This is a genomic window from Streptomyces sp. NBC_01176, assembly GCF_045039825.1.
Classification (GTDB): domain Bacteria; phylum Actinomycetota; class Actinomycetes; order Streptomycetales; family Streptomycetaceae; genus Streptomyces.
In genome coordinates, this window is sequence record NZ_CP108600.1 from 4,651,196 (window position 1) to 4,672,868 (window position 21,673).

17 protein-coding genes are annotated in these 21,673 nt (G+C 71.9%); 8 read left to right on the forward strand and 9 right to left on the reverse strand.

Translation table 11 applies throughout. The features are described from left to right. Positions 1-30: 30 nt before the first annotated feature. Positions 31-2,484 carry a DEAD/DEAH box helicase gene (locus tag OG199_RS19940; protein WP_405830562.1) on the forward strand — a complete coding sequence of 818 codons (2,454 nt, stop codon included), beginning with the start codon at positions 31-33 and terminating at the stop codon, positions 2,482-2,484. Here the strand turns inward: OG199_RS19940 and OG199_RS19945 are convergent. The 7 genes from OG199_RS19945 to ssd form a co-directional block, all read right to left on the reverse strand. Then, entirely contained in the window at positions 2,450-2,851 is a 402-nt protein-coding gene (locus OG199_RS19945) for an Rv3654c family TadE-like protein (RefSeq protein WP_405830564.1), read from the reverse strand. The two genes, OG199_RS19940 and OG199_RS19945, sit on opposite strands and share 35 nt — an antisense overlap. A 226-nt stretch (positions 2,852-3,077) precedes the next feature. Next, entirely contained in the window at positions 3,078-3,479 is a 402-nt protein-coding gene (locus tag OG199_RS19950; protein ID WP_405830566.1) for a TadE family type IV pilus minor pilin, read from the reverse strand. Beyond that, positions 3,466-3,672, reverse strand: coding sequence for a DUF4244 domain-containing protein (locus tag OG199_RS19955; RefSeq protein WP_356808836.1), 207 nt, complete (start codon positions 3,670-3,672; stop codon positions 3,466-3,468). Before OG199_RS19955 ends, OG199_RS19950 begins: the two co-directional genes overlap by 14 nt. Positions 3,673-3,751: 79 nt before the next feature. Further along, positions 3,752-4,534, reverse strand: coding sequence for a type II secretion system F family protein (locus tag OG199_RS19960; protein WP_405830568.1), 783 nt, complete (start codon positions 4,532-4,534; stop codon positions 3,752-3,754). Then, positions 4,531-5,379 carry a type II secretion system F family protein gene (locus OG199_RS19965; protein ID WP_405834603.1) on the reverse strand — a complete coding sequence of 283 codons (849 nt, stop codon included), beginning with the start codon at positions 5,377-5,379 and terminating at the stop codon, positions 4,531-4,533. Before OG199_RS19965 ends, OG199_RS19960 begins: the two co-directional genes overlap by 4 nt. Positions 5,380-5,393: 14 nt before the next feature. Further along, the gene (locus OG199_RS19970) at positions 5,394-6,572 is read right to left on the reverse strand and encodes a TadA family conjugal transfer-associated ATPase (protein ID WP_405830569.1); all 1,179 of its coding nucleotides are present in this window, start codon (positions 6,570-6,572) and stop codon (positions 5,394-5,396) included. 269 nt (positions 6,573-6,841) lie between these two features. Beyond that, complete coding sequence (gene ssd / locus OG199_RS19975) at positions 6,842-7,936, reverse strand: septum site-determining protein Ssd (protein ID WP_405830571.1); 1,095 nt, start codon at positions 7,934-7,936, stop codon at positions 6,842-6,844. A 594-nt stretch (positions 7,937-8,530) separates the two neighbouring features. Here ssd and OG199_RS19980 point away from each other — a divergent pair. Next, entirely contained in the window at positions 8,531-9,364 is an 834-nt protein-coding gene (locus OG199_RS19980; protein WP_405830573.1) for an HAD family hydrolase, read from the forward strand. 371 nt (positions 9,365-9,735) lie between these two features. Here the strand turns inward: OG199_RS19980 and OG199_RS19985 are convergent, their stop codons facing one another. Then, on the reverse strand, positions 9,736-10,560 hold the full coding sequence (locus OG199_RS19985; protein WP_405830575.1) for an oxidoreductase: 825 nt from the start codon (positions 10,558-10,560) through the stop codon (positions 9,736-9,738). A gap of 101 nt (positions 10,561-10,661) precedes the next feature. Here OG199_RS19985 and OG199_RS19990 point away from each other — a divergent pair, with 101 nt between their 5' ends. After that, on the forward strand, positions 10,662-11,642 hold the full coding sequence (locus OG199_RS19990; RefSeq protein WP_405830577.1) for an ATP-binding protein: 981 nt from the start codon (positions 10,662-10,664) through the stop codon (positions 11,640-11,642). Here OG199_RS19990 and OG199_RS19995 read toward each other — a convergent pair. Next, positions 11,632-12,906: a hypothetical protein gene (locus OG199_RS19995; protein WP_405830579.1), complete on the reverse strand. Its 1,275-nt coding sequence runs from the start codon at positions 12,904-12,906 to the stop codon at positions 11,632-11,634. The genes OG199_RS19990 and OG199_RS19995 overlap by 11 nt on opposite strands. A 331-nt stretch (positions 12,907-13,237) precedes the next feature. Between OG199_RS19995 and OG199_RS20000 the strand changes: the two genes are divergently transcribed. The 5 genes from OG199_RS20000 to OG199_RS20020 all read left to right on the forward strand — a co-directional run bounded on the left by OG199_RS20000 (position 13,238) and on the right by OG199_RS20020 (position 21,615). Continuing rightward, positions 13,238-15,679 (forward strand): bifunctional SulP family inorganic anion transporter/carbonic anhydrase, encoded by a 2,442-nt coding sequence (locus OG199_RS20000; RefSeq protein WP_405830581.1) that lies wholly within the window; start codon positions 13,238-13,240, stop codon positions 15,677-15,679. 797 nt (positions 15,680-16,476) lie between these two features. Continuing rightward, positions 16,477-18,477, forward strand: coding sequence for an acetate--CoA ligase (gene acs, locus OG199_RS20005; RefSeq protein ID WP_405830583.1), 2,001 nt, complete (start codon positions 16,477-16,479; stop codon positions 18,475-18,477). Positions 18,478-18,714: 237 nt separating this feature from the next. Continuing rightward, entirely contained in the window at positions 18,715-20,124 is a 1,410-nt protein-coding gene (gene nhaA / locus OG199_RS20010; RefSeq protein WP_405830585.1) for a Na+/H+ antiporter NhaA, read from the forward strand. 67 nt (positions 20,125-20,191) lie between these two features. Further along, positions 20,192-20,668: a phage holin family protein gene (locus OG199_RS20015; protein ID WP_356798444.1), complete on the forward strand. Its 477-nt coding sequence runs from the start codon at positions 20,192-20,194 to the stop codon at positions 20,666-20,668. Continuing rightward, positions 20,665-21,615, forward strand: coding sequence for an alpha/beta fold hydrolase (locus OG199_RS20020; RefSeq protein ID WP_401806763.1), 951 nt, complete (start codon positions 20,665-20,667; stop codon positions 21,613-21,615). Before OG199_RS20015 ends, OG199_RS20020 begins: the two co-directional genes overlap by 4 nt. Positions 21,616-21,673: the final 58 nt, after the last annotated feature.

A 21,673-nucleotide genomic window follows, 5' to 3' on the forward strand; every position in this document is an offset into this window, starting at 1 on the left:
CAGAGCCCCCGGGACGGTTCGCCAGCCGCGATGGCATTCAATCACTTACCGGCAGGCGTGCACGACGCCTTGAGCCCATTGTCCGTCACGCCAGTGACACACTCGATGCCGATGGCCAAGAATCACCGATCCGATCGAACCTCGGCGGACACCGCTTCGCGCCCCTCTCCGGGCACGGTCCTGGGCCGGCTCGCCTCGGGGCCGAGCCGGGCTTCGCGCATCACTCATACGGAGCACTTGCCCCCGCGGGCGGGTCGCCATGCCGTATGGCCCGACCGGATTCGATCAGAGGTCGTCGCCGCCGTGCAGGCCGCGGGCATCGAGCACCCCTGGGCCCACCAGGCACTCGCCGCCGAGCACGCCCTGGACGGCGACTCCGTGATCGTCGCCACCGGTACGGCCTCCGGCAAGTCCCTGGCCTACCTCGTGCCGGTCCTCACAGCCCTCCTGGACGGCTCCGAGGCGCCGAACGGCCGGGGGGCCACCGCGCTCTACCTGGCGCCCACCAAGGCCCTCGCAGCAGATCAGCGCCGTTCCGTGAAGGAACTTTCACAACCTCTGGGCAACGCCGTTCGCCCGGCCGTGTACGACGGCGACACCCCGGTCGAGGAACGCGAGTGGGTCCGCCAGTACGCCAACTACGTCCTGACCAACCCCGACATGCTGCACCGCGGGATATTGCCCTCCCACCCCCGCTGGGCCTCCTTCCTCCGCGCCCTGAAGTACGTCGTCATCGACGAGTGCCACACCTACCGCGGCGTCTTCGGCTCCCACGTCGCCCAGGTGCTGCGCCGACTGCGCCGACTGTGCGCCCGCTACGGCTCCTCGCCCGTCTTCCTGCTGGCCTCCGCGACCGCCGCCGAGCCCTCCGTCGCCGCCCGCCGCCTGACCGGCCTCCCGGTGGTCGAGATCGCCGACGACGCCTCCCCGCGCGGCGAGCTGGTCTTCGCCCTCTGGGAACCCCCGCTCACCGAACTGCACGGCGAGAAGGGCGCACCCGTCCGGCGTACCGCCACCGCCGAGACCGCCGACCTCCTGACCGACCTGACCGTCCAGGGCGTGCGCTCGGTCGCCTTCGTACGGTCCCGGCGCGGCGCCGAACTGATCGCGGTGATCGCCCAGGAGCGGCTGGCCGAGGTCGACCGCTCGCTCGCCCGGCGCGTCGCGGCGTACCGCGGCGGCTACCTCCCGGAGGAACGCCGCGCCCTCGAACGCGCCCTGCACTCCGGAGAACTGCTCGGTCTCGCCGCCACCACCGCCCTCGAACTCGGCGTCGACGTCTCCGGACTGGACGCCGTCGTCATCGCGGGCTACCCGGGCACCCGGGCGTCCCTGTGGCAGCAGGCGGGCCGCGCGGGCCGGTCGGGGCAGGGCGCGCTGGCGATCCTGGTCGCCCGCGACGACCCGCTGGACACGTTCCTCGTGCACCACCCCGAAGCACTGTTCGACCAGCCGGTGGAGTCCACGGTCCTCGACCCCGACAACCCGTACGTCCTCGCCCCGCACCTGTGCGCCGCGGCCTCCGAAATCCCTCTCACGGACGAGGACCTGGAGCTGTTCGGGCCGGCCGCCGCGGATCTGCTGCCGCAACTGGAGGCCGCGAAGCTGCTGCGCCGCCGGACGAAGGCCTGGCACTGGACGCGCCGGGAGCGGGCCGCCGACCTGACCGACATCCGCGGCGAGGGCGGCAGCCCGGTGCAGATCGTCGAGGCCGGAACGGGGCGGCTGCTCGGCACGGTGGACGCCGGCGCCGCGCACACGACGGTGCACGAGGGCGCGGTCCATCTGCACCAGGGCCGTACGTACCTGGTGAAGCACCTGGACCTGGAGGACTCCGTCGCACTGGTCGAGGAGGCCAACCCGCCGTACTCGACGGTCGCCCGCGACACGACGGCCATCTCCGTCCTGGAGACGGACACCGAAATCCCCTGGGGGGAGGGCCGGTTGTGCTACGGCTCCGTCGAAGTCACCAACCAGGTCGTCTCCTTCCTGCGCCGTCGGGTCATCACCGGGGAAGTGCTGGGCGAGTCGAAGCTCGACCTCCCACCGCGCACGCTCCGCACACGCGCCGTGTGGTGGACGGTCACCGAGGACCAACTGGACGCCGCGCGCATCAGTCCGGAGATCCTCGGCGGTGCCCTGCACGCCGCCGAACACGCGTCGATCGGCATGCTCCCGCTGTTCGCGACCTGTGACCGCTGGGACATCGGCGGCGTGTCCGTCCCCCTGCACCCCGACACCCTGCTGCCCACGGTCTTCGTCTACGACGGTCACCCCGGCGGCGCGGGCTTCGCCGAACGCGCCTTCCACACCGCCCGTGCCTGGCTCACCGCCACCCGTGAGGCCATCTCCTCCTGCGAGTGCGAGGCCGGCTGCCCGTCCTGCATCCAGTCCCCCAAGTGCGGCAACGGCAACGAGCCCTTGCACAAGCGGGGTGCCGTCCGGCTGCTCACCGAACTGCTGCGGGGAGCGCCGGAGGAGTAGCCGACGGGTCCACCGGTGTGGCGGGGCCCGCTCTGGACCTGATCTCCACGGCGAAGGGGCCCGCACCCGACACGGCCGTGACGTCCGCGATCTCGCCCTCCACCGCGCACCGCGCCAGCCGGGCACGCTGGGCCCGGGCCACCCGGTCCGCCTCGGCACAGGCCGCCGCGCTCCCGTCCATCCAGTGGTCCGCGGCGGCGAGCGCGGCCAGGTCGGCCGCCCCCGCCGCGCGGTGGCGCACCACGACCACCTGCCCCATGGCCAGGACCGCCCCGAAGACGGCGCACAGCAGAGCGATCACCCCGACCGCCCACACGGTCGCCGACCCCCTGTCCGAGAAATCCGGGGAACGCGTCCGCCTGCTCACCCACGCGGCGGCCCTCGTGGCCCGGAGGAGGGCGTGGAGGGACCGGAGAAGGGCGTACGGACGGAGAAGGGCGCGGGGGAGCCGGAGGAGGGCTCGACGCCGCAGAAGGGCACGCAGAGGGCCCGAGCGGGTGCGCGGGGCCCTTGAGGGGGAGCGCGGAGACCCGCACCGGTTGCGCGGGAGCCGGAAGGTGCCGGGCATCGGCCGGAGGCGGGCGCCCGGCGCGCTACGACCTGGTGTCATCCCCGGTCACCCCCACGGTCTCCTCCGCCAGCGCCACGGCCTCGTCGCTCAGGTCCAGGGACAGCGCACCGGGCCCCGGCGCGCTCGCCGTGACCGTCACCCGGACCAGATCACCCGTCCGGCTCACCGTGACCCTGGCGCCGCGCGGTGCCGCGCGGCGTGCCGTCGCCAGGACCGTGTCGGGCGGGTCCTGACGAGCGGCCGCGCGGGCGCCCGCCCTCGCCGCGTCCACGCACTGGATCTGCGCGGACGCGGCGAGCAGGGCCCACACCAGCGCCATTCCGACGAGCACCAGCGAGGGCAGCACCACCGCGGCCTCCGCGGTCACGAATCCGCGGTCGCCGCGCCCCACCGGACCGCTCACCACCGGCTCACGTCGGGACATTGAGCGCCCGCCCGACGATGTCCTGCAACTCCGCGCTGACCTGACCGCTCGTCACCACCTTGTAGAGCACGGCGGCGAAGGCCACCGCCGCGATGACACCCACCGCGTACTCGGAGGTGACCATGCCCGCGTCCCTCCGCGCCGCCAGACCGCGCATCCATGCCCGCACCCGTACGCGTACCGTCCTGCACATCTCAACCCCCGTGGGTTCGATTCCGCTGATCACTTGACTCGTGTCGTCACTCGACGCCTGTCGCCGGCCGTCCGGCCGGTCATCCGCCACCACCTCCCAACACCCCGTCCGCCAGCCCGATCACCACGGGCAGGACGCCGATCGCGAGGAACGCGGGCAAGAAGCACAGCCCCACGGGCACGGTGACCATGACGGCCGCCCTGCGTGCCCGTGCCGTGGCGCTCCGCCCCCGTTCGGCGCGGGCCTCGGTGGCGAGCCGCCCGACCGGCACGGCCGCCGGTACCCCCGACTCGCCCGCCCGCTCCAGCAGCCGCGCCAGGCCCCCTGCTCCCGGTATCGACGCCAACCTCCGCCACGCGTCCGCCGGTTCGCCGCCGAGCCGTACCTCCGCGGCACCCCGGGCGAGCCGCTCCCCGACGGGTCCGCCGAGGGCGTCACCCACGGCCCGGGCCGCGGCCACGGGATCCGCCCCCGCCGCGATACAGGCCGCCACCAGGTCGGCGGCGAGCGGAAGTTGCCGGGCGGCCCACGCCACGTCGTACTCCTCCACCGGCCCCGGCCCGCGCCGCCTGCGCCACCGAAGGATCCCGAGCCCGGCGAGCAGCCCCGCCACGACCCCGGCCGGCCCTCCGACCAGCACCCAGCCCGCACACACGGCACCCGCCGGGGCCAGCCACCGCCGCCACGGGCCGCGGACGTCGAACCGCCGTCGCCGTGGCTCCCTCCGCAGGCCCAGCAACCCGGCCAGCCTTCTGCGCACGCGCCGCTCGTCCCGCGCCCTGCCGAACGCCCGCGCCAGCCGGCCGAGCGCCAGTGCCCCGCACCCGAGCATCCCCAGCCTGTGGACGATCTCCCCGCTCATGCCGCCTCCGCTCCCTTCACGATGCGCAGCGCCCACCACAGCCCCACGCCTTCCAGCACTCCACCGACCAGCAGACAGCCCAGGCCCGGCCCGCTGTGCAGAAGCACGTGCAGCGGATCCGCGCCCAGCGCCGTGCCGAGCAACAGCCCGAGGACCGGGAGCCCCGCGAGCATCACCGCCGTCGACCGCGACCCCGCCAACTGGGCGCTCAGATCGGCCCGCTGGTCGCGCTCCGCGCGCAGCGCCCCTTCCAGGCGTTCGAGCCCCGCCGCAAGTCCCGCACCCCGGTCCACGGCCACCCGCCAGCACGCCGCGAGCCCCACCAGCCCCTCGGCCCCCGGCTGCCGTGCCGCATCGGTCAGCGCGTCCGGCACGTCCCCGCCGAACCGGGCCGCGGCGAGTACCGCCGCCCGCGCCTCGCCGAGGCCGCCCGAGTCGTGCGCGGCGTTCAACAGCGCCTCGCCCGGCTGCCGTCCGGCCCGGACCTCCCCGGCGAGGGCTCCGCACAGGGCGATCACCGCGTCGCCCCGGCGCTCCCGCTCCCGGTCCGTCTCCCCGGCCCGTCGTACCCGCCGGAGCAACGGCACCCCGGCCGCTCCGAGGAGCAGCGGCACGACCGAGGCACCCAGCAACGCGACCGCCGACCCGGCCACCAGCGACCAGCCTTCGGGGCGCAGTCGCGCGCGCAGCCGCCGCCATCCGGCCCGCGCCCGCTCCCCCGCCGGCGGTCCGGCCACCACCGGTCCGCCGGCACACAGCAACCGCGCTCTGCGTGCCCCCGAGTCCCACCCGCCCATCACCCAGGCCGCCGCCCCGGCACAGGCCATGGCCGCCCCCACCGACATCCCGTCCGTCCCCGTCACCACGGTCCGCTCCCCTCGCTCCCTTCACGGAGCAGCCCCCGCAGCCGCTCCCAACCCGGCTCGTACGCGAACGCCCGTGCGCCCCACCGCAGCGCCGGCACCGTCACCACCAGCCCCGACGGATCGCGCTCCAGGACGTGCACTTCGGCGATGCGCCGCCGCCCCGCCCGGTCGCGCACGAGATGCAGGACCACTGACAGCGCCGCAGCCAACTGGCTGTGCAGGGCGGCCTTGTCGAGCCCGGCGGCGGTGCCCAGGGCTTCCAGGCGGGCCGGTACCTGTGCCGCCGCGTTCGCGTGCACCGTTCCGCAGCCGCCCTCGTGGCCCGTGTTGAGCGCCGCCAGCAGCGACACGACCTCCGGTCCGCGCACCTCACCGACGACCAGCCGGTCCGGTCTCATGCGCAGCGCCTGGCGGACCAGGTCCTGCAGCGCCACGAGCCCGACGCCCTCCTGGTTGGCGGGCCGGCCCTCCAGCCGGACCACATGGGGATGGTCGGGCCGCAGCTCCGCCGAGTCCTCGGCCAGCACGATCCGCTCCCCGGGGCCGACCAGCCCCAGCAGAGCGCTCAGCAGCGTCGTCTTGCCCGAGCCGGTACCCCCGCTGATCAGGAAGGACAGCCGGGCCTCGAGCAGGGCCCGCAGCACACGGTCCCCGCCGGGCGGCACCGTCCCGGCGGCCACCAGTTCGTCGAGCGTGAACGCGCGGGGCCGTACGACGCGCAGCGACAGGCAGGTGGAGCCGACGGCCACCGGTGGCAGCACCGCGTGCAGCCGGGTGCCGTCCGGAAGCCTGGCGTCGACCCAGGGGCGCGCGTCGTCGAGCCTTCGTCCGGCCACGGCCGCGAGGCGCTGCGCGAGGCGTCGTACGGCCGCCGCGTCCGGGAAGGAGACCGCCGTCAGTTCCAGACCGCCGCCCCGGTCGACCCAGACCCGATCGGGCGCCGACACCAGGACGTCGGTGACCGACGGGTCGGCGAGCAGTGGTTCCAGAGGTCCGCTGCCGACCAGCTCGGAGCGCAACTGCCGGGCCGCTCCAAGCACTTCGGCGTCACCGAGGACGCGGCCCTGTGCGCGCAGGGCCTGGGCCACGCGTGCCGGTGTGGGCTCCGACCCGCTCTCGGCGAGCCACTGCCGCACACCGTCCAACAGCTCTGTACGTCCTGTGCGCCCCATGGGCCCCACGGCTCCTGTCGGTCCGGCCCGGCCGCCCGGCCCCACGGACGCCGTACGCCCCCGCGGGCCTGACGGGCCCGATGGACCTGACGCTCCCGGCGCTCCCGGCGGTCCCGGCGGTCCCGGCGGTCCCGGCGGTCGTGCTGGTCCCCCAGGACCAGGCGCCACTGCCGTCCGTCGGGTCGGCGCCGGCGGATCCTCGGATCGGCTCGGCGCCGCAGATCCACCCGGCGCCGCGACTCGGTGCGTCCTCGCAACGGTGGCCCGGTTCATGCGCCCCCGCCCTCCCCCGCCACTCGCTCCCAGAAGGTGGCGCAGAACCGGGCGAGCGGCCCCCGTACCGCTCCGCCGGGCGGCACGCCGGCGTCCAGCCGCGGGGATTCGGCGGGCACGTCACCGACCAGTGGCAGCCCGAGCAAGCGGGCCACCTCTCGGTCGTCGAGTCCCGGGGCGTAGGGGCCCCGGACCGCCACCCGCAGATCGCGCAGGACCATGCCGACCGCGGACGCCACCCGTCCGGCCGCCGCGATCGCGCGCAGGTCGGCGGGGACCACCAGCAGTCCGAGGTCGAGCTGGGCGAGGGCCTCCGCGACGCCGTCGTCGATACGGCGGGGCAGGTCCACGACCACCGCCCCGCCCCGCCGTCTGGCCGCGGCCAGAACAGCGCGGACCGCTTGCGACGGGATGACGACGGAGTCACCGCGATCCCAGCTGAGGACGCGCAGCGCGTGAAGTTCGGGCAGGGACTCCTCCAGCGCGCCGCCGCCGACCCGGCCGCGGGAGGCGGCGAACGCCGGCCAGCGCAGGCCCTCCACCGCCTCTCCCCCGAGCAGTACGTCGAGTCCGCCGCCCAGCGGATCGGCGTCCACGAGCAGGGTGCGGCGCCCCTCGCGCGCCGAGGTGACGGCGAGCGCGCAGGCGAGCGTGGACGCACCCGCGCCGCCCCGGCCGCCGATCACGCCCACCGTGAGCGCGGGCCGGCCCACGCCCTCTGCCACGTCGGCGATGCGGTCGACCAGCCACTGCTCGCCGTCGGGCAGCATCAGGACATGGTCGGCGCCGATCTCGACGGCCCGCCGCCAGACGCCCGAGTCGTCCTGGTCCCGCCCGACCAGCACCACTCCGCGCCTGCGCACGGCGCCGCGCACCCGCCGCGCCGCGTCGTCGCCGACCAGCACCAGCGGTGCCGCCTCCCAACTGCCTCCACGCTCCGGCACACCGTGGTGCACCTCCGGCCTCGCACCCGCCGCCGCACACAGGCGCAGCAGGTCATCGAGGAGTGCGACGTCCTCCGTGACGATCAATGGTCCGCCCTGCCGCCCGTCGGCGGCGGGTGGCACGTCGTGTGTGATGGCTCCCGCCACGATCTCCAGCCCCCTTCGCTGCTGCTTGCGCGGAGCCGCAGGGTTCCCTGCGGCCCACGATTCCCGGCCGTGCGGAGAACCGGCATGCGGCCTCCATATGAACGGCCGATACGAACCGGCCAAACGCGTCCCACAAACGGAACCGGCCGTGAACTCGCCGCGAGGAACTCGCCGCGAGCGGGACGCGCTGGAATCACGGTGCAGCGATCCAGGAAATCGTGTGGATCTTGGTCAATAACTGTGGACAACTCAGTGGTTGTGAATATCGCGTTCACCCAAACCGGAGGGCGTCGCGCGAGTTTCACAGAGCAGCGCTTCAGCTACACACGGTGACGGAACGTGGGTACGCCAAAGGGACCGCCGCAGCGGTGGCAACAGGGTTCCGGGGCCGCGCAGGAGAGGGGAAAAACCCATCCGGACATGCGACGACCCCCGCCGGGGGGGAGAGCGGGGGTCGTCCCCACGGCCGACTCGGGGGGGGAGGAGTCGGACCGGGTTAGCACGGTCGCGAACGATCCGTGACTTCCATGGTGTACCCGAGAGCCCTCTCAGGCAAACCCACGCGCCCCACAGTAGCCCGAATGGCGGGCGCCTATGCTCGGGCTCGTGGAAAACCACTCCTTGCCTCGCACAGCAGCCTTCTTTGACCTGGACAAGACGGTCATTGCGAAGTCGAGCACGCTCACGTTCAGCAAGTCGTTCTACCAAGGCGGGCTGATCAACCGCAGGGCCGTCCTGCGCACCGCATACGCCCAGTTCGTGTTCATGGCGGGCGGCGCGGACCACGACCAGATGGAGCGGATGCGTGCCTACCTGTCCGCGCTCTGCCGCGGCTGGAACGTCCAGCAGGTCAAGGAGATCGTCGCCGAGACGCTGCACGACCTGATCGACCCCATCATCTACGACGAGGCCGCCTCGCTCATCGAGGAGCACCACACCGCCGGACGCGACGTGGTGATCGTGTCCACGTCGGGCGCGGAGGTGGTCGAGCCCATCGGGGAGCTGCTCGGCGCCGACCGGGTGGTGGCCACCCGGATGGTCGTGGGCGAGGACGGCTGCTTCACCGGAGAGGTGGAGTACTACGCCTACGGGCCGACGAAGGCCGAGGCGGTGCGGGAGCTGGCGAAGTCCGAGGGATACGACCTGGCGCGGTGCTACGCGTACAGCGACTCGGCGACCGACGTCCCGATGCTGGCGTCCGTCGGGCACCCCCACGCGGTGAACCCGGACCGCACGCTGCGGCGCGAGGCAGCCGCGCGCGGCTGGCCCGTTCTCGATTTCCACCGCCCGGTGCGGCTCAAGCAGCGGCTGCCCGCGCTGTCGGTGCCGCAGCGCCCGGCGCTGGTCGCGGCCGCGGCGATAGGTGCGGCCGCGGCCACGGCGGGACTCGTCTGGTACGCGAGCAGGCGGCGCGCCACGGCGCTGTGAGGGCGGCCCACGCGAGCCCGCGTGGCCGCGTGCGGCGCAATTGCCGCCCGATTCGCAGGCTTTTGAACCTGAAAGTAAAGAAGTGCAGCCAGGGGTTCCGCTTCCTCCGGACCTGGAGTAGAAAGGTTTTAACGGCCCGCGAGACCAAGGACATCCGAAAGGATCACCTTAAAACTCAACCAAGGCCCCACGGACCGAGCATGTGCACCAGGCACCCACGCGACGTCGACCCGTCGATTACGGGCCAGCCGCACCAGGTGACGGGCTGCAGTTCCCGACCTGATGGGCAACACATCGAGGACGCTTGGTAACCCGGTGAGCATGCCAGCGGCGGTACGAGAACTCGTACCGCCGCAACCCTGTTCCAGGACCTATGCCGCCCCGCGCTGAAGCGCCTCGCAGACGGCCGTCGACTCCCTGGCCCCCAGCCCGACCGCCCTGCCGCAGTGGGCGATCCAGGCCGCCATACCCTGCGGGGTGCCGGAGACGTAGCCTTCCAGGGCCGCCAGATACGCCGCGCGGCCCAGTTCGGCGTGACCGACCTCCGCCGGACAGACGGACTTCGGGTCGAGTCCGCTGCCGATCAGCACGATGCGCTCCGCCGCGCGCGCGACCAGGCCGTTGTGGGTCCCGAAGGGGCGCAGGGCGAGCAGTTCGCCGTGCACGACGGCCGCCGTGACCAGTGCCGGGGCCGCACCACCGGCGATGATCAGCTGGGAGAGCCCCTCCAGTCGGCCCGCCACCTCGGCGGCGCCCGGCAGCGGCAGTTCGACGAGCGGCTCGTCGACCGGCTCGCCGTCCTGGCGCGGCCGGCCGACCGCGTCCTCCCCGTCCGCGGCGGCCACGAGATGCAGCCGCGCCAGCACCCGGAGGGGCGACTGCCGCCAGATGGAGAGAAGTTGGCCCGACTCGGCGGTCAGCCGGAGGGCCGCACCGACCTTGCGGGCCTCGTCGTCCCCGCTGAAATCGGTGCGGCGGCGCACCTCTTCGAGGGCCCAGTCGGCGCCGGACAGCGCCGCGGAGCCACGTGCGCCACGCAGCGCGGCCTCGGAGGTGATCTCGTTGCTGCGACGTCGCATGATCCGGTGCCCGTAGACCCGGTCCACCGCCCTGCGGACGGACTCCACGGATTCGGCCACCCCGGGCAGCGAGGCCAGGGTCGCGAGCGGATCGGCGGTCGCGCCTGTCGTACTCATGAGTACGACACTACGCACCCTTGCCGCCCGCCCCACGAAGGAGTGGTCTTCTTCACCACCGCCAAGCACCCTGAGCCATCGTTCGACTACTCTTGGTGAACATGAAAATTGCTTTCGTGGGGAAGGGCGGCAGCGGCAAGACCACGCTGTCCGCCCTGTTCGTCCGCCATCTCGCCGCCTCGGGGGCGCCGGTCGTCGCGGTGGACGCGGACATCAACCAGCATCTCGGGGCCGCGCTCGGACTCGACGAGGAGGTGGCCGCGGGTCTGCCCGCCATGGGCGCGCGGCTTCCCCTGATCAAGGACTACCTGCGCGGCTCCAACCAACGGATCGCGTCCACCGCGACGATGATCAAGACGACCCCGCCCGGCGAGGGTTCACGGCTGCTGCGGGTGCGCGAGAACAACCCGGTGTACGACGCCTGCGCGCGGCCGGTGGAACTCGACGGCGGCGACGCCCGTTTGATGGTCACCGGTCCGTTCACCGAGGCCGATCTCGGGGTGTCCTGCTACCACTCCAAGACCGGCGCGGTGGAGCTCTGTCTGAACCATCTCGTCGACGGCAGGGGCGAGTACGTCGTCGTCGACATGACCGCGGGCTCCGACTCCTTCGCGTCCGGCATGTTCACCCGCTTCGACATGACGTTCCTCGTCGCCGAGCCGACCCGGAAGGGAGTCTCCGTCTATCGCCAGTACAGGGACTACGCCCGGGACTTCAACGTCGCCCTGAAGGTCGTCGGCAACAAGGTGCAGAGCCAGGACGACATCGACTTCCTCCGTGCCGAGGTCGGTGACGACCTCCTGGTCACGGTCGGGCACTCGGACTGGGTGCGCGCCATGGAGAAGGGCCGGCCGCCCCGGTTCGACTACCTGGAGGACGCCAACCGCCGCTCCCTGCGCACCCTGCAGGCCGCCGCGGACGCCACGTACGAACTGCGGGACTGGGAGCGCTACACGCGTCAGATGGTGCACTTCCACCTGAAGAACGCGAGCAGTTGGGGCAACGAGAGGACCGGGGCGGACCTGGCGGCGCAGGTCGACCCCGGTTTCGTACTCGGTGAGGGGCTGGTGGCTACGGCTTGACCGCCGGCGCCCCGGGGACGCCCTTCGGGGCGGGGGCGGGGCGACCGGAGAGGAAGGACGCCCAGCCCTGCTTGGGGGCCTCGCCGACGTTGAGGCCGCGCAGTCTGTCGAGCGTGGCCGGGTCCTGGGCGTCGAGCCAGTCGGCAAGCTGGTGGAACGAGACGCAGCGGACGTCGGGCTTGTTGCAGACGTTCTTGATGACCTGGTCGAGGGCGCGCATGTAGGTGCCGCCGTTCCAGGACTCGAAGTGGTTGCCGATGACCAGTGGGGCGCGGTTGCTGTTGTAGGCACGCCGGAAGCCCTTGAGCAGGCTGTCACGCACCTGGTTGCCCCAGAGCCCCCGCTTGCGGGGGTCCCCCTGGCTCTGGGTCCCCGACTGGTTGACCATGAAGTTGTAGTCCATGGTGAGTTGCTCGCCGGAGTGCCCGGCGAAGGGCACGAGCTGCATGGACAGGTCCCACAGGCCGTCCTTCTTCGTGGGCCACACCTGGTTGTCGACACCGCTGGTGTCGTAGCGGAAGCCCAGCTGCCGGGCCGCCTTCACGAAGTTCTTCTGCCCCTCCAGGCAGGGCGTGCGGGCGCCGATGAGCTCCTTGTCGTAGTCGAAGGGCAGCGCGGGGGCGCTCCTCATGCCCGTGTTGGTCTTCCAGGACTTCACGAACGACTTCGCCTGGGCGATCTCGCTCTTCCACTCCTCGACCGACCAATCGCCTACGCCACCCCCCGGCCCGCAGAAGTGGCCGTTGAAGTGCGTGCCGATCTCGTTGCCCTCCAGCCACGCGCCACGCAGCTGCTGAAGGGTGTTCCTGATGCCCTCGTCGTCGTTGAAGCCGATCTCCGAGGTGCCCGGCGAGTGTTTCGGCGGCCTGTACAGGTCGCGCTTGGCCTCCGGCAGCAGGTAGACGCCGCTCAGGAAGTACGTCATCGTCGCCCGGTTGGCCTTGGAGATCTTCCGGAAGTGCGAGAAGAGCTTCTGGCTGTCCTCGACGGCACCGTCCCACGAGAAGACCACGAACTGCGGGGGTTTCTTCCCGGGCTTCAGCTTCTCGGGTCTGGGCAGGTGCGGCTGCGCCCCGGTGTACGCGGTGGAGCCGTCACCGATCAGCCCTACGGCGCCCTGGGGTGCATGGGCCCCCGCGACAGCCTCCTTGGCGCCGTGCGCACCCTCCTTGGAACCGGTGGTGCCGGTGGCGCAACCGGCGAGCGCCGCGGCGCAGGCCGCGGCGAGTGCTACCCCCGCGGCGATCCTCTGGGTGGCGGCCATCTCCGTCCACCTTCCTTCGGTCGGGGCAACGCCGACGAGGGCGTCCTGGAAGATCTGCGGCGAATTCCGACAGCGCCGCCAAGGTCGCACGAGCCCGGGACCGAATAAGTACGACAAGCCGATATAGAGACTCGTTCACCCTTGAGAGTGACTTGTTGCCCCATTTGCGAATAAAGTCCGCACAATGCCTTTACTCTGCATTACGATCTATTTACCGATCGTTGAAAATCCCGCCGCTGCACGCCGTGACCCACGGCCGCGATCCACCCCCCGCCTTCCTGGCTTGGGGGACCACCTGTTCCGCGACCGCGCTGCCCCGGAGGAGACGGGAATGTCTGCCTGCGTCCCCACCCGCGCCGCCGACTCGACTCGGCCGAAGCGCATCCAACCGCCCCACAACCGCCCGCCGGTTCCGCCCCGCCGGTTCCGTATCGCGGGCGCCGACCTGTCGGCCTCGATCGCGGTCTTCCTGATCGCGCTGCCCCTGTCCCTCGGTATCGCCCTCGCCACCGGCGCCCCGCTCCAGTCGGGGCTGGTCGCCGCCGCCGTGGGCGGACTCGTCGCCGGCCGGCTCGGCGGCTCACCGCTCCAGGTGAGCGGGCCCGCCGCCGGGCTCACGGTCGTCACAGCCGAGCTCATCCACCGCTACGGATGGCGCACGACCTGCGCCATCACCGTCCTCGCCGGACTCGCCCAACTGGGCCTCGGCTGCCTGCGCGTCGCCCGCACGGCGCTCGCCGTCAGCCCCGCGATCGTGCACGGCATGCTCGCCGGGATCGGCGTGACCATCGCCATCGCCCAGTTGCACGTCGTACTGGGCGGCACCCCGCAGAGTTCCGTCCTCGAGAACTTCCGCGCGCTGCCCGCCCAGTTGGCGCACGTACATCCCGGGGCCGTGTCGATGAGCCTGCTGACACTGGCACTCCTGTTCGCCTGGCCGCGGATTCCCGGTCGGGTCGGGCGCACCCTGCGCATCGTTCCGGCCGCGCTCGTCGCCGTCGCCGGGGCCACCGCGACCGCCTCGCTCGCCGGGCTGGTCCTGCCCAAGGTCGACCTGCCCTCCTGGAGCAGTCACGCCCTGGCCGGGCTGCCCGAGGGGCCGGTGCTCGGGATCGCCGCCGCCGTCCTCACCACCACGCTGGTGTGCAGTGTGCAGTCGCTGCTGGGTGCCGTGGCCGTGGACAAGCTGGTGGCCGGGCGGCCCGAGCTGCAGGCCCGCGTGGGCCGCTCCCGCCTGGACCGGGAGCTGCTCGGGCAGGGCGCCGCGAACGCCGTCTCCGGCGCGCTCGGCGGGCTGCCCGTCGCCGGCGTCGCCGTCCGCAGTTCGGCGAATGTGCAAGCCGGTGCCGTGAGCCGGAACTCCACGATGCTGCACGGCGTTTTCGTAGTGATCGCCGCGCTGCTGATGGTCCCGATCCTGGAGCTGATCCCGCTCGCGTCGCTCGCCGCCCTGGTGATGGCCGTCGGCATCCAGATGGTCTCCCTGCACCACATCCGCACGGTCACCCGCCACCGCGAGGTACTGGTGTACGCGGTCACCACGCTCGGCGTCGTGCTCCTCGGTGTTCTGGAGGGCGTGGCACTGGGGGTCGCCGTGGCCGTCGTCGTCGCCATGCACCGCCTCGCGCGCACCCGCATCACCCACGAAGAGAGAGGAGGAGTCCATCACATCCACGTATGCGGCCAGTTGACCTTCCTCGCGGTGCCCAGACTCAGCCGCACCCTGCACCTGGTGCCCCGAGGCGCGTCCGCCGTCGTCGAGTTGGACGGTTCGTTCATGGACCACGCGGCGTACGAGTCGCTGCAGGACTGGCAGCAGGCGCACTTCGCGCAGGGCGGCACGGTCGAGCTGACCGGACGGGGCGGCGCCCGGATCGCCGAGCCCTCGGACTCGTCGCACTGCCGATGCCGACCCTGGACACCCTGGCGCAACCACCACTGCGAGCCCTCCACCAACCCGCAGTCCGTGTCCCCCGGCGGCCGGTCGGGCGAGTCCGACGGACCGGACGGCCCGGGCAGGCCCGCTGGTTCCGGCGAGCCGGGCGAAGCCGCGGTTTCCTCCGGGCAGAGCCGGCCGGGCGATCACCGTGGACACAGCGACCACCAACTCGCCCGTGGCATCAGCGCGTTCCAGCGCAACACCGCGCCGCTGGTGCGGGACGAGCTGGCACGACTGGCACGAGAAGGGCAGGAGCCGTCACAGCTGTTCCTGACCTGCGCCGACTCACGACTCGTCACCTCGATGATCACCTCCAGTGGCCCCGGCGACCTCTTCGTCGTACGCAACGTGGGCAACCTCGTGCCGAGTCCCGGGGAGGAGAGCGGCGACGATTCGGTGGCCGCGGCGATCGAGTACGCGGTGGACGTGCTGCATGTGCGGTCCATCACGGTGTGCGGGCACTCGGGATGCGGGGCGATGCAGGCCCTGCTCAACTCGGAGCCCGGCGGAGCGCAGACGCCCCTCAAGCGGTGGCTGCGGCACGGGCTGCCCAGCCTGGAGCGGATGGCCGCTAAGGAGCAGCCGCGGGCCAGGCTCGCCGGACGGGCACCGGCCGACGCGGTGGAACAGCTGTGCCTGACCAACGTGGTGCAGCAGTTGGAGCACCTCCGTGCCCACGACTCCGTGACACGGGCCCTGCGGGAGGGCGCGCTCGAACTGCACGGGATGTACTTCCACGTCGGCGAGGCACAGGCATATCTGCTGGTCGACCATGACGGCGACGAGCTGTTCGATCACGTCGGAGCGGCGCAGGATCTACGCAGTCCCGCGTGACCCCGCCGTGGTGCGCGGCCCGGGTCGGCGGGGCCGCGCACCATCCGTGGGTCCGACCGGGCGCGGGCCGAACAGGTGTATTCGATCGGCGCGCGGCGCGCCGGTAGGCACGCACGGATTCACACCGGTGCTCCGATCCACCGACCTCCGCGCATCCGGCCCGTACGCCAGCAGCCTCCGCGCATCCGGTGCCCACGCCACCAGCCTCCGCGCCGGCGGCTCGCGCGCGTCCCCGCGTCCGGTTGCGCGACACCGGCCTCCACGCCCCCACCCGGCCGCCGCCTTCGCACCGCCGGCCTCGCGTTGCCGGCCTCGGTCGCTTGCCGGCCTCGGCCGCCGGCCTTCCCGCCCGGACTTTCCTCGCCGACCTTCCGGCTCGGGCACTCCTCCCTGGTCTTCCCCCGGCTCTTCCCCGGGCCCCCTCGCGATTCGGGCTCCGCGCCTGCCGGTTCCGGCCTCGGTGGTGCGCGCGCCCGACGGTGGGCGACGGTCCGCGCTCTCGTGACCGTCCGAACCCGTTCCGCTCCGCGACCTCGCTGCCGACGTGCGTCGTCGAGTGGACGCGGGCAAGGGGCCGACGGCCTCGGCGTACCAAGTCGACGCCGCCCGGGAGCGGCGCCGGAGCCGAGTCGATCCCCCCTGACGACGGCGCGGTTCCGGTCCGACGTGCACCCCTGAAGGACGTAGAAGAACCACTGAAGGAACACTGAAGGACCACCGAACAAGCTCAGGCCCTTAACAGGTCTAAACCAATTTGGGATCGACCCTTGTCATCGAGGCCCCTGGTCTGATGAGCTGTGGCCTGGGACACAACGGACACCCTGGGAAAGGGAGATGTCGTGAGCAACGAAAGCCTGGCCAACCTGCTGAAGGAAGAGCGCAGGTTCGCGCCGCCCGCCGACCTGGCAGCGAACGCCAATGTCACCGCGGAGGCGTATGAGCAGGCCAAGGCTGACAGGCTCGGCTTCTGGGCCGAGCAGGCCCGCCGCCTGACCTGGGCCACCGAGCCGACCGAGACGCTGGACTGGTCGAACCCGCCGTTCGCCAAGTGGTTCGCCGACGGGAAGCTGAACGTCGCGTACAACTGCGTGGACCGGCACGTGGAAGCCGGGAACGGCGACCGGGTCGCCCTCCACTTCGAGGGCGAGCCGGGTGACAGCCGCGCGATCACCTACGCCGAGCTGAAGGACGAGGTGTCCAAGGCCGCCAACGCCCTGCTCGAGCTGGGCGTGGGCAAGGGCGACCGGGTCGCCGTCTATCTGCCGATGATCCCCGAGGCCGTCGTCGCGATGCTGGCCTGCGCCCGGATCGGAGCCGCGCACTCGGTCGTCTTCGGCGGGTTCTCCGCGGACGCGATCGCCACCCGCATCCAGGACGCCGACGCCAAGCTGGTCATCACCTCCGACGGCGGTTACCGCCGCGGCAAGCCGTCCGCGCTCAAGCCGGCCGTGGACGACGCGGTGAGCCGGGTCGACGGCGTCGACAAGGTGCTCGTGGTGCGCCGCACCGGGCAGGACGTCGACTGGACCGAGGGCCGCGACGTCTGGTGGCACGAGATCGTCGACCGCCAGTCCGCCGAGCACACGCCGGAGGCGTTCGACGCCGAGCAGCCGCTGTTCATCCTGTACACGTCCGGGACGACGGGAAAGCCGAAGGGCATCCTGCACACCTCGGGCGGCTACCTCACGCAGGCCTCGTACACCCACCACGCCGTCTTCGACCTCAAGCCGGAGAGCGACGTGTACTGGTGCACGGCCGACATCGGCTGGGTCACCGGGCACTCGTACATCACGTACGGGCCGCTCTCGAACGGCGCGACGCAGGTGATGTACGAGGGGACGCCGGACACCCCGCACCAGGGGCGGTTCTGGGAGATCGTGCAGAAGTACGGGGTGACGATTCTCTACACCGCGCCCACCGCGATCCGTACGTTCATGAAGTGGGGCGACGACATCCCCGCGAAGTTCGATCTGTCCTCGCTCCGGGTCCTCGGGTCCGTGGGTGAGCCGATCAACCCCGAGGCGTGGATCTGGTACCGCAAGCACATCGGGGCGGACCGGACGCCGATCGTGGACACGTGGTGGCAGACCGAGACCGGCGCGATGATGATCTCGCCGCTGCCGGGGGTCACCGAGACCAAGCCGGGGTCGGCGCAGCGGCCGCTGCCGGGCATCTCGGCGACGGTCGTCGACGACGAGGCCCAGGAGGTTCCCGACGGAGGCGGCGGGTACCTCGTGCTGACCGAGCCGTGGCCGTCGATGCTGCGGACGATCTGGCGTGACGACCAGCGGTTCCTCGACACGTACTGGTCGCGTTTCGAGGGGAAGTACTTCGCCGGGGACGGTGCCAAGAAGGACGAGGACGGGGACATCTGGCTCCTCGGACGGGTCGACGACGTGATGCTCGTGTCCGGGCACAACATCTCGACCACGGAGGTCGAGTCGGCGCTCGTGTCGCATCCGGCGGTCGCCGAGGCCGCGGTGGTCGGCGCGGCGGACGAGACGACCGGTCAGGCGATCGTGGCGTTCGTGATCCTGCGGGGAACGGCCTCCGCGGACGACGCCGGGCTCGTCGCCGACCTGCGCAACCACGTGGGAGCGACGCTGGGGCCGATCGCCAAGCCCAAGCGGGTGCTGCCCGTCGCGGAGCTGCCGAAGACCCGTTCCGGGAAGATCATGCGGCGGTTGCTGCGTGACGTGGCGGAGAACCGGGAGCTCGGGGATGTCACCACGCTCACGGACTCCACGGTGATGGAACTGATCCAGGAGAAGCTGCCGGCGGCGCCCAGCGAGGACTGAGGGCTCCCCGCACTCCCCCGCTTTCGGTGTGGGGGCACCGCGCGTGCCCCCACACCCGCGCGTCCGCACCCTCCCCCGGGAACCCCTCCACCCCATATGTCCGTATGGCGCATTATCGGGCTGTAATGACAAGGTAAACTGAGGCCTCAGGGTGTGCCGGGAAGTCTGGTCGGCAACGTCGTCGGCGACCCCGCCTGACGGTCGTCAGCGAGTCGTACCGACCCGGAGGTCCCCGCCGTGGCCGCGCCCCGTCCCAGCAGCACCACCAGCAACCGCAGGTTTCTCGGACGGCTGTCACTGCCCGAGCGGAACTTCGTGGCGGAGGCGCTGCGAACCGAGACCGTCGGCGGCGTGCTCCTGCTCGTCGCCGCGATCGCCGCGCTGATCTGGGCCAACACTCCCCTGCGGGACAGCTACACCACCGTGGGCGACTTCCACTTCGGGCCCGCGGCCCTCGGACTGAATCTGTCCGTGGAGCACTGGGCGGCCGACGGACTGCTCGCCGTGTTCTTCTTCGTCGCCGGTATCGAACTCAAGCGCGAGCTGGTGGCGGGGGACCTGCGCGACCCGAAGGCCGCGCTGCTGCCGGTCGCCGCGGCGGTCTGCGGAATGGCCGTACCCGCGCTCGTCTACGCCCTCACCAACGCGGTGGGCGAAGGATCCCTGGCCGGCTGGGCCGTGCCCACCGCCACCGACATCGCCTTCGCTCTCGCCGTGCTCGCGGTCATCGGCACCTCCCTGCCGTCCGCGCTGCGCGCCTTCCTGCTCACCCTGGCCGTCGTCGACGACCTGCTCGCGATCCTGATCATCGCGGTCTTCTTCACCGACACCCTCGACTTCGCCGCGCTCGGCGGGGCCGCCGTCGGACTCGGCGTGTTCTGGGTGCTCCTGCGCAAGGGCGTACGAGGGTGGTACGTGTACGTGCCGCTCGCCCTCGTCATCTGGGGGCTGATGTACAACAGCGGCGTCCACGCCACCATCGCGGGCGTCGCCATGGGCCTGATGCTGCGCTGCCACCGGCACGAGGGCGAGGAGCACTCGCCCGGCGAGCACGTCGAGCATCTCGTGCGGCCTCTCTCCGCCGGACTCGCCGTGCCGCTGTTCGCGCTGTTCAGTGCGGGTGTCGTGGTCTCCGGCGGGGCGCTGGCCGACGTGTTCACGCGACCCGAGACGCTGGGTGTCGTCCTCGGACTCGTGGTCGGCAAGTCGGTCGGCGTCTTCGGCGGCACCTGGCTCACGGCCCGGTTCACCAGGGCCTCGCTCAGCGACGACCTGGCCTGGCCCGACGTCTTCGCCGTCGCGAGCCTCGCCGGGATCGGCTTCACCGTCTCCCTGCTCATCGGCGAACTGGCCTTCGCCAGGGACCCGGTGCTCACCGACGAGGTCAAGGCCGCCGTCCTGGTGGGCTCGCTCGTCGCGGCCGTACTCGCCACGGCGCTGCTGAAGATACGCAACGCCAAGTACCGTGCGCTGTGCGAGGCGGAGGAGCGCGACGAGGACAGCGACGGCATCCCCGACATCTACGAGCAGGACAACCCGGCGTACCACCTGCGGATGGCCGAGATCCACGAACGGAAGGCCGCCGAGCACCGAAGGCTTGCCGAAGTGACGGGCGGGGCAAGCGAGGAGAACGACCGTCCGGCATGATCTGACCAGACGACACAAACACCCGCAGAAGCCAGACGGTACACACATGCAGAAGAGGGAGTCCGCGATGAGCGCACCCGACGGCAGCCCGGTCGGCGCCGAACGCAGCATCGGCCAACTGGTCGCCTCGGCGACGACCGAGATGTCCGCACTGGTGCACGACGAGATCGCACTGGCGAAGGCGCAGCTCAAGCGGGACGTCAAGCGCGGTGCGACCAGCGGTGGCGCGTTCACGGCGGCCGGGGCGGTGCTGATCTTCTCCCTCCCCATGCTGAGCTTCGCACTGGCGTACGGCATCCGGACCTGGACCGACTGGAACCTCGCGATCTGCTTCGTCCTGTCGTTCGCGGCGAACGTGCTGGTCGCCGGCGTCCTCGCGCTGATCGGCGTGGTCTTCGCGAAGAAGGCCAAGAAGGGCAAGGGACCGCAGAAGGTCGCCGCCTCGGTGAAGGAGACGGCGGGCGTCCTCCAGAACGCCAAGCCGCACCCCCGGCCGGCACCGGTCGAGGACGCCCTGGAAGCTGTGGCACGCTCATCCTCATGACGGACCCCGCCACACCTTCGGCGCAACCCACCTCGGTCGTACGCCTCGACATCCCCGGCGCCAAAGAGGTGACCCACCGGGACGTCGCCGCCAACGGCGCGCGCTTCCACATCGCCGAGATGGGCGACGGGCCGCTGGTCCTGCTGCTGCACGGGTTCCCCCAGTTCTGGTGGACCTGGCGCCGGCAGCTGGTGGCGCTCGCCGACGCCGGCTTCCGGGCCGTGGCCATGGATCTGCGGGGTGTCGGCGGGAGCGATCGCACACCGCGCGGTTACGACCCCGCCAACCTCGCGCTCGACATCACCGGGGTCGTACGGTCCCTCGGTGAGCCGGACGCCGCGCTGGTCGGGCACGATCTGGGCGGCTACCTGGCGTGGACGGCGGCCGTGATGCGCCCCAAGCTGGTGCGCCGGCTCGTCGTCTCCTCGATGCCGCATCCCCGGCGCTGGCGTTCGGCGATGCTCTCCGACGTCAGGCAGACCTCCGCGAGTTCGTACATCTGGGGGTTCCAGCGGCCCTGGATTCCCGAACGCCAACTCGTCGCGGACGACGGTGCCCTGGTGGGCCGTCTGCTGCGGGAGTGGTCGGGGCCGCGGCTGCCGGACGACGAGGCCGTGGACACCTACCGCCGTGCCATGTGCATCCCCTCGACTGCGCACTGCTCCATCGAGCCGTACCGGTGGATGGTGCGGTCCATGGCCCGCCCGGACGGGATCCAGTTCAACCGGCGCATGAAACGGCCCGTTCGGGTGCCGACGCTGCATCTGCACGGCTCGCTCGACCCCGTCATGCGGACGCGGAGTGCCGCGGGTTCCGGGGAGTACGTCGAAGCGCCGTACCGCTGGCGGCTGTTCGACGGTCTCGGACACTTCCCCCACGAAGAGGACCCGGTCGCGTTCTCGACCGAACTCGTCAACTGGCTGCAGGATCCCGAGCCCGACCGGTAGGTCGTTTTCAGCCAGTCGGCGACACCCTTCAGTGACCGTCCGATCGCGCGCGGTACGT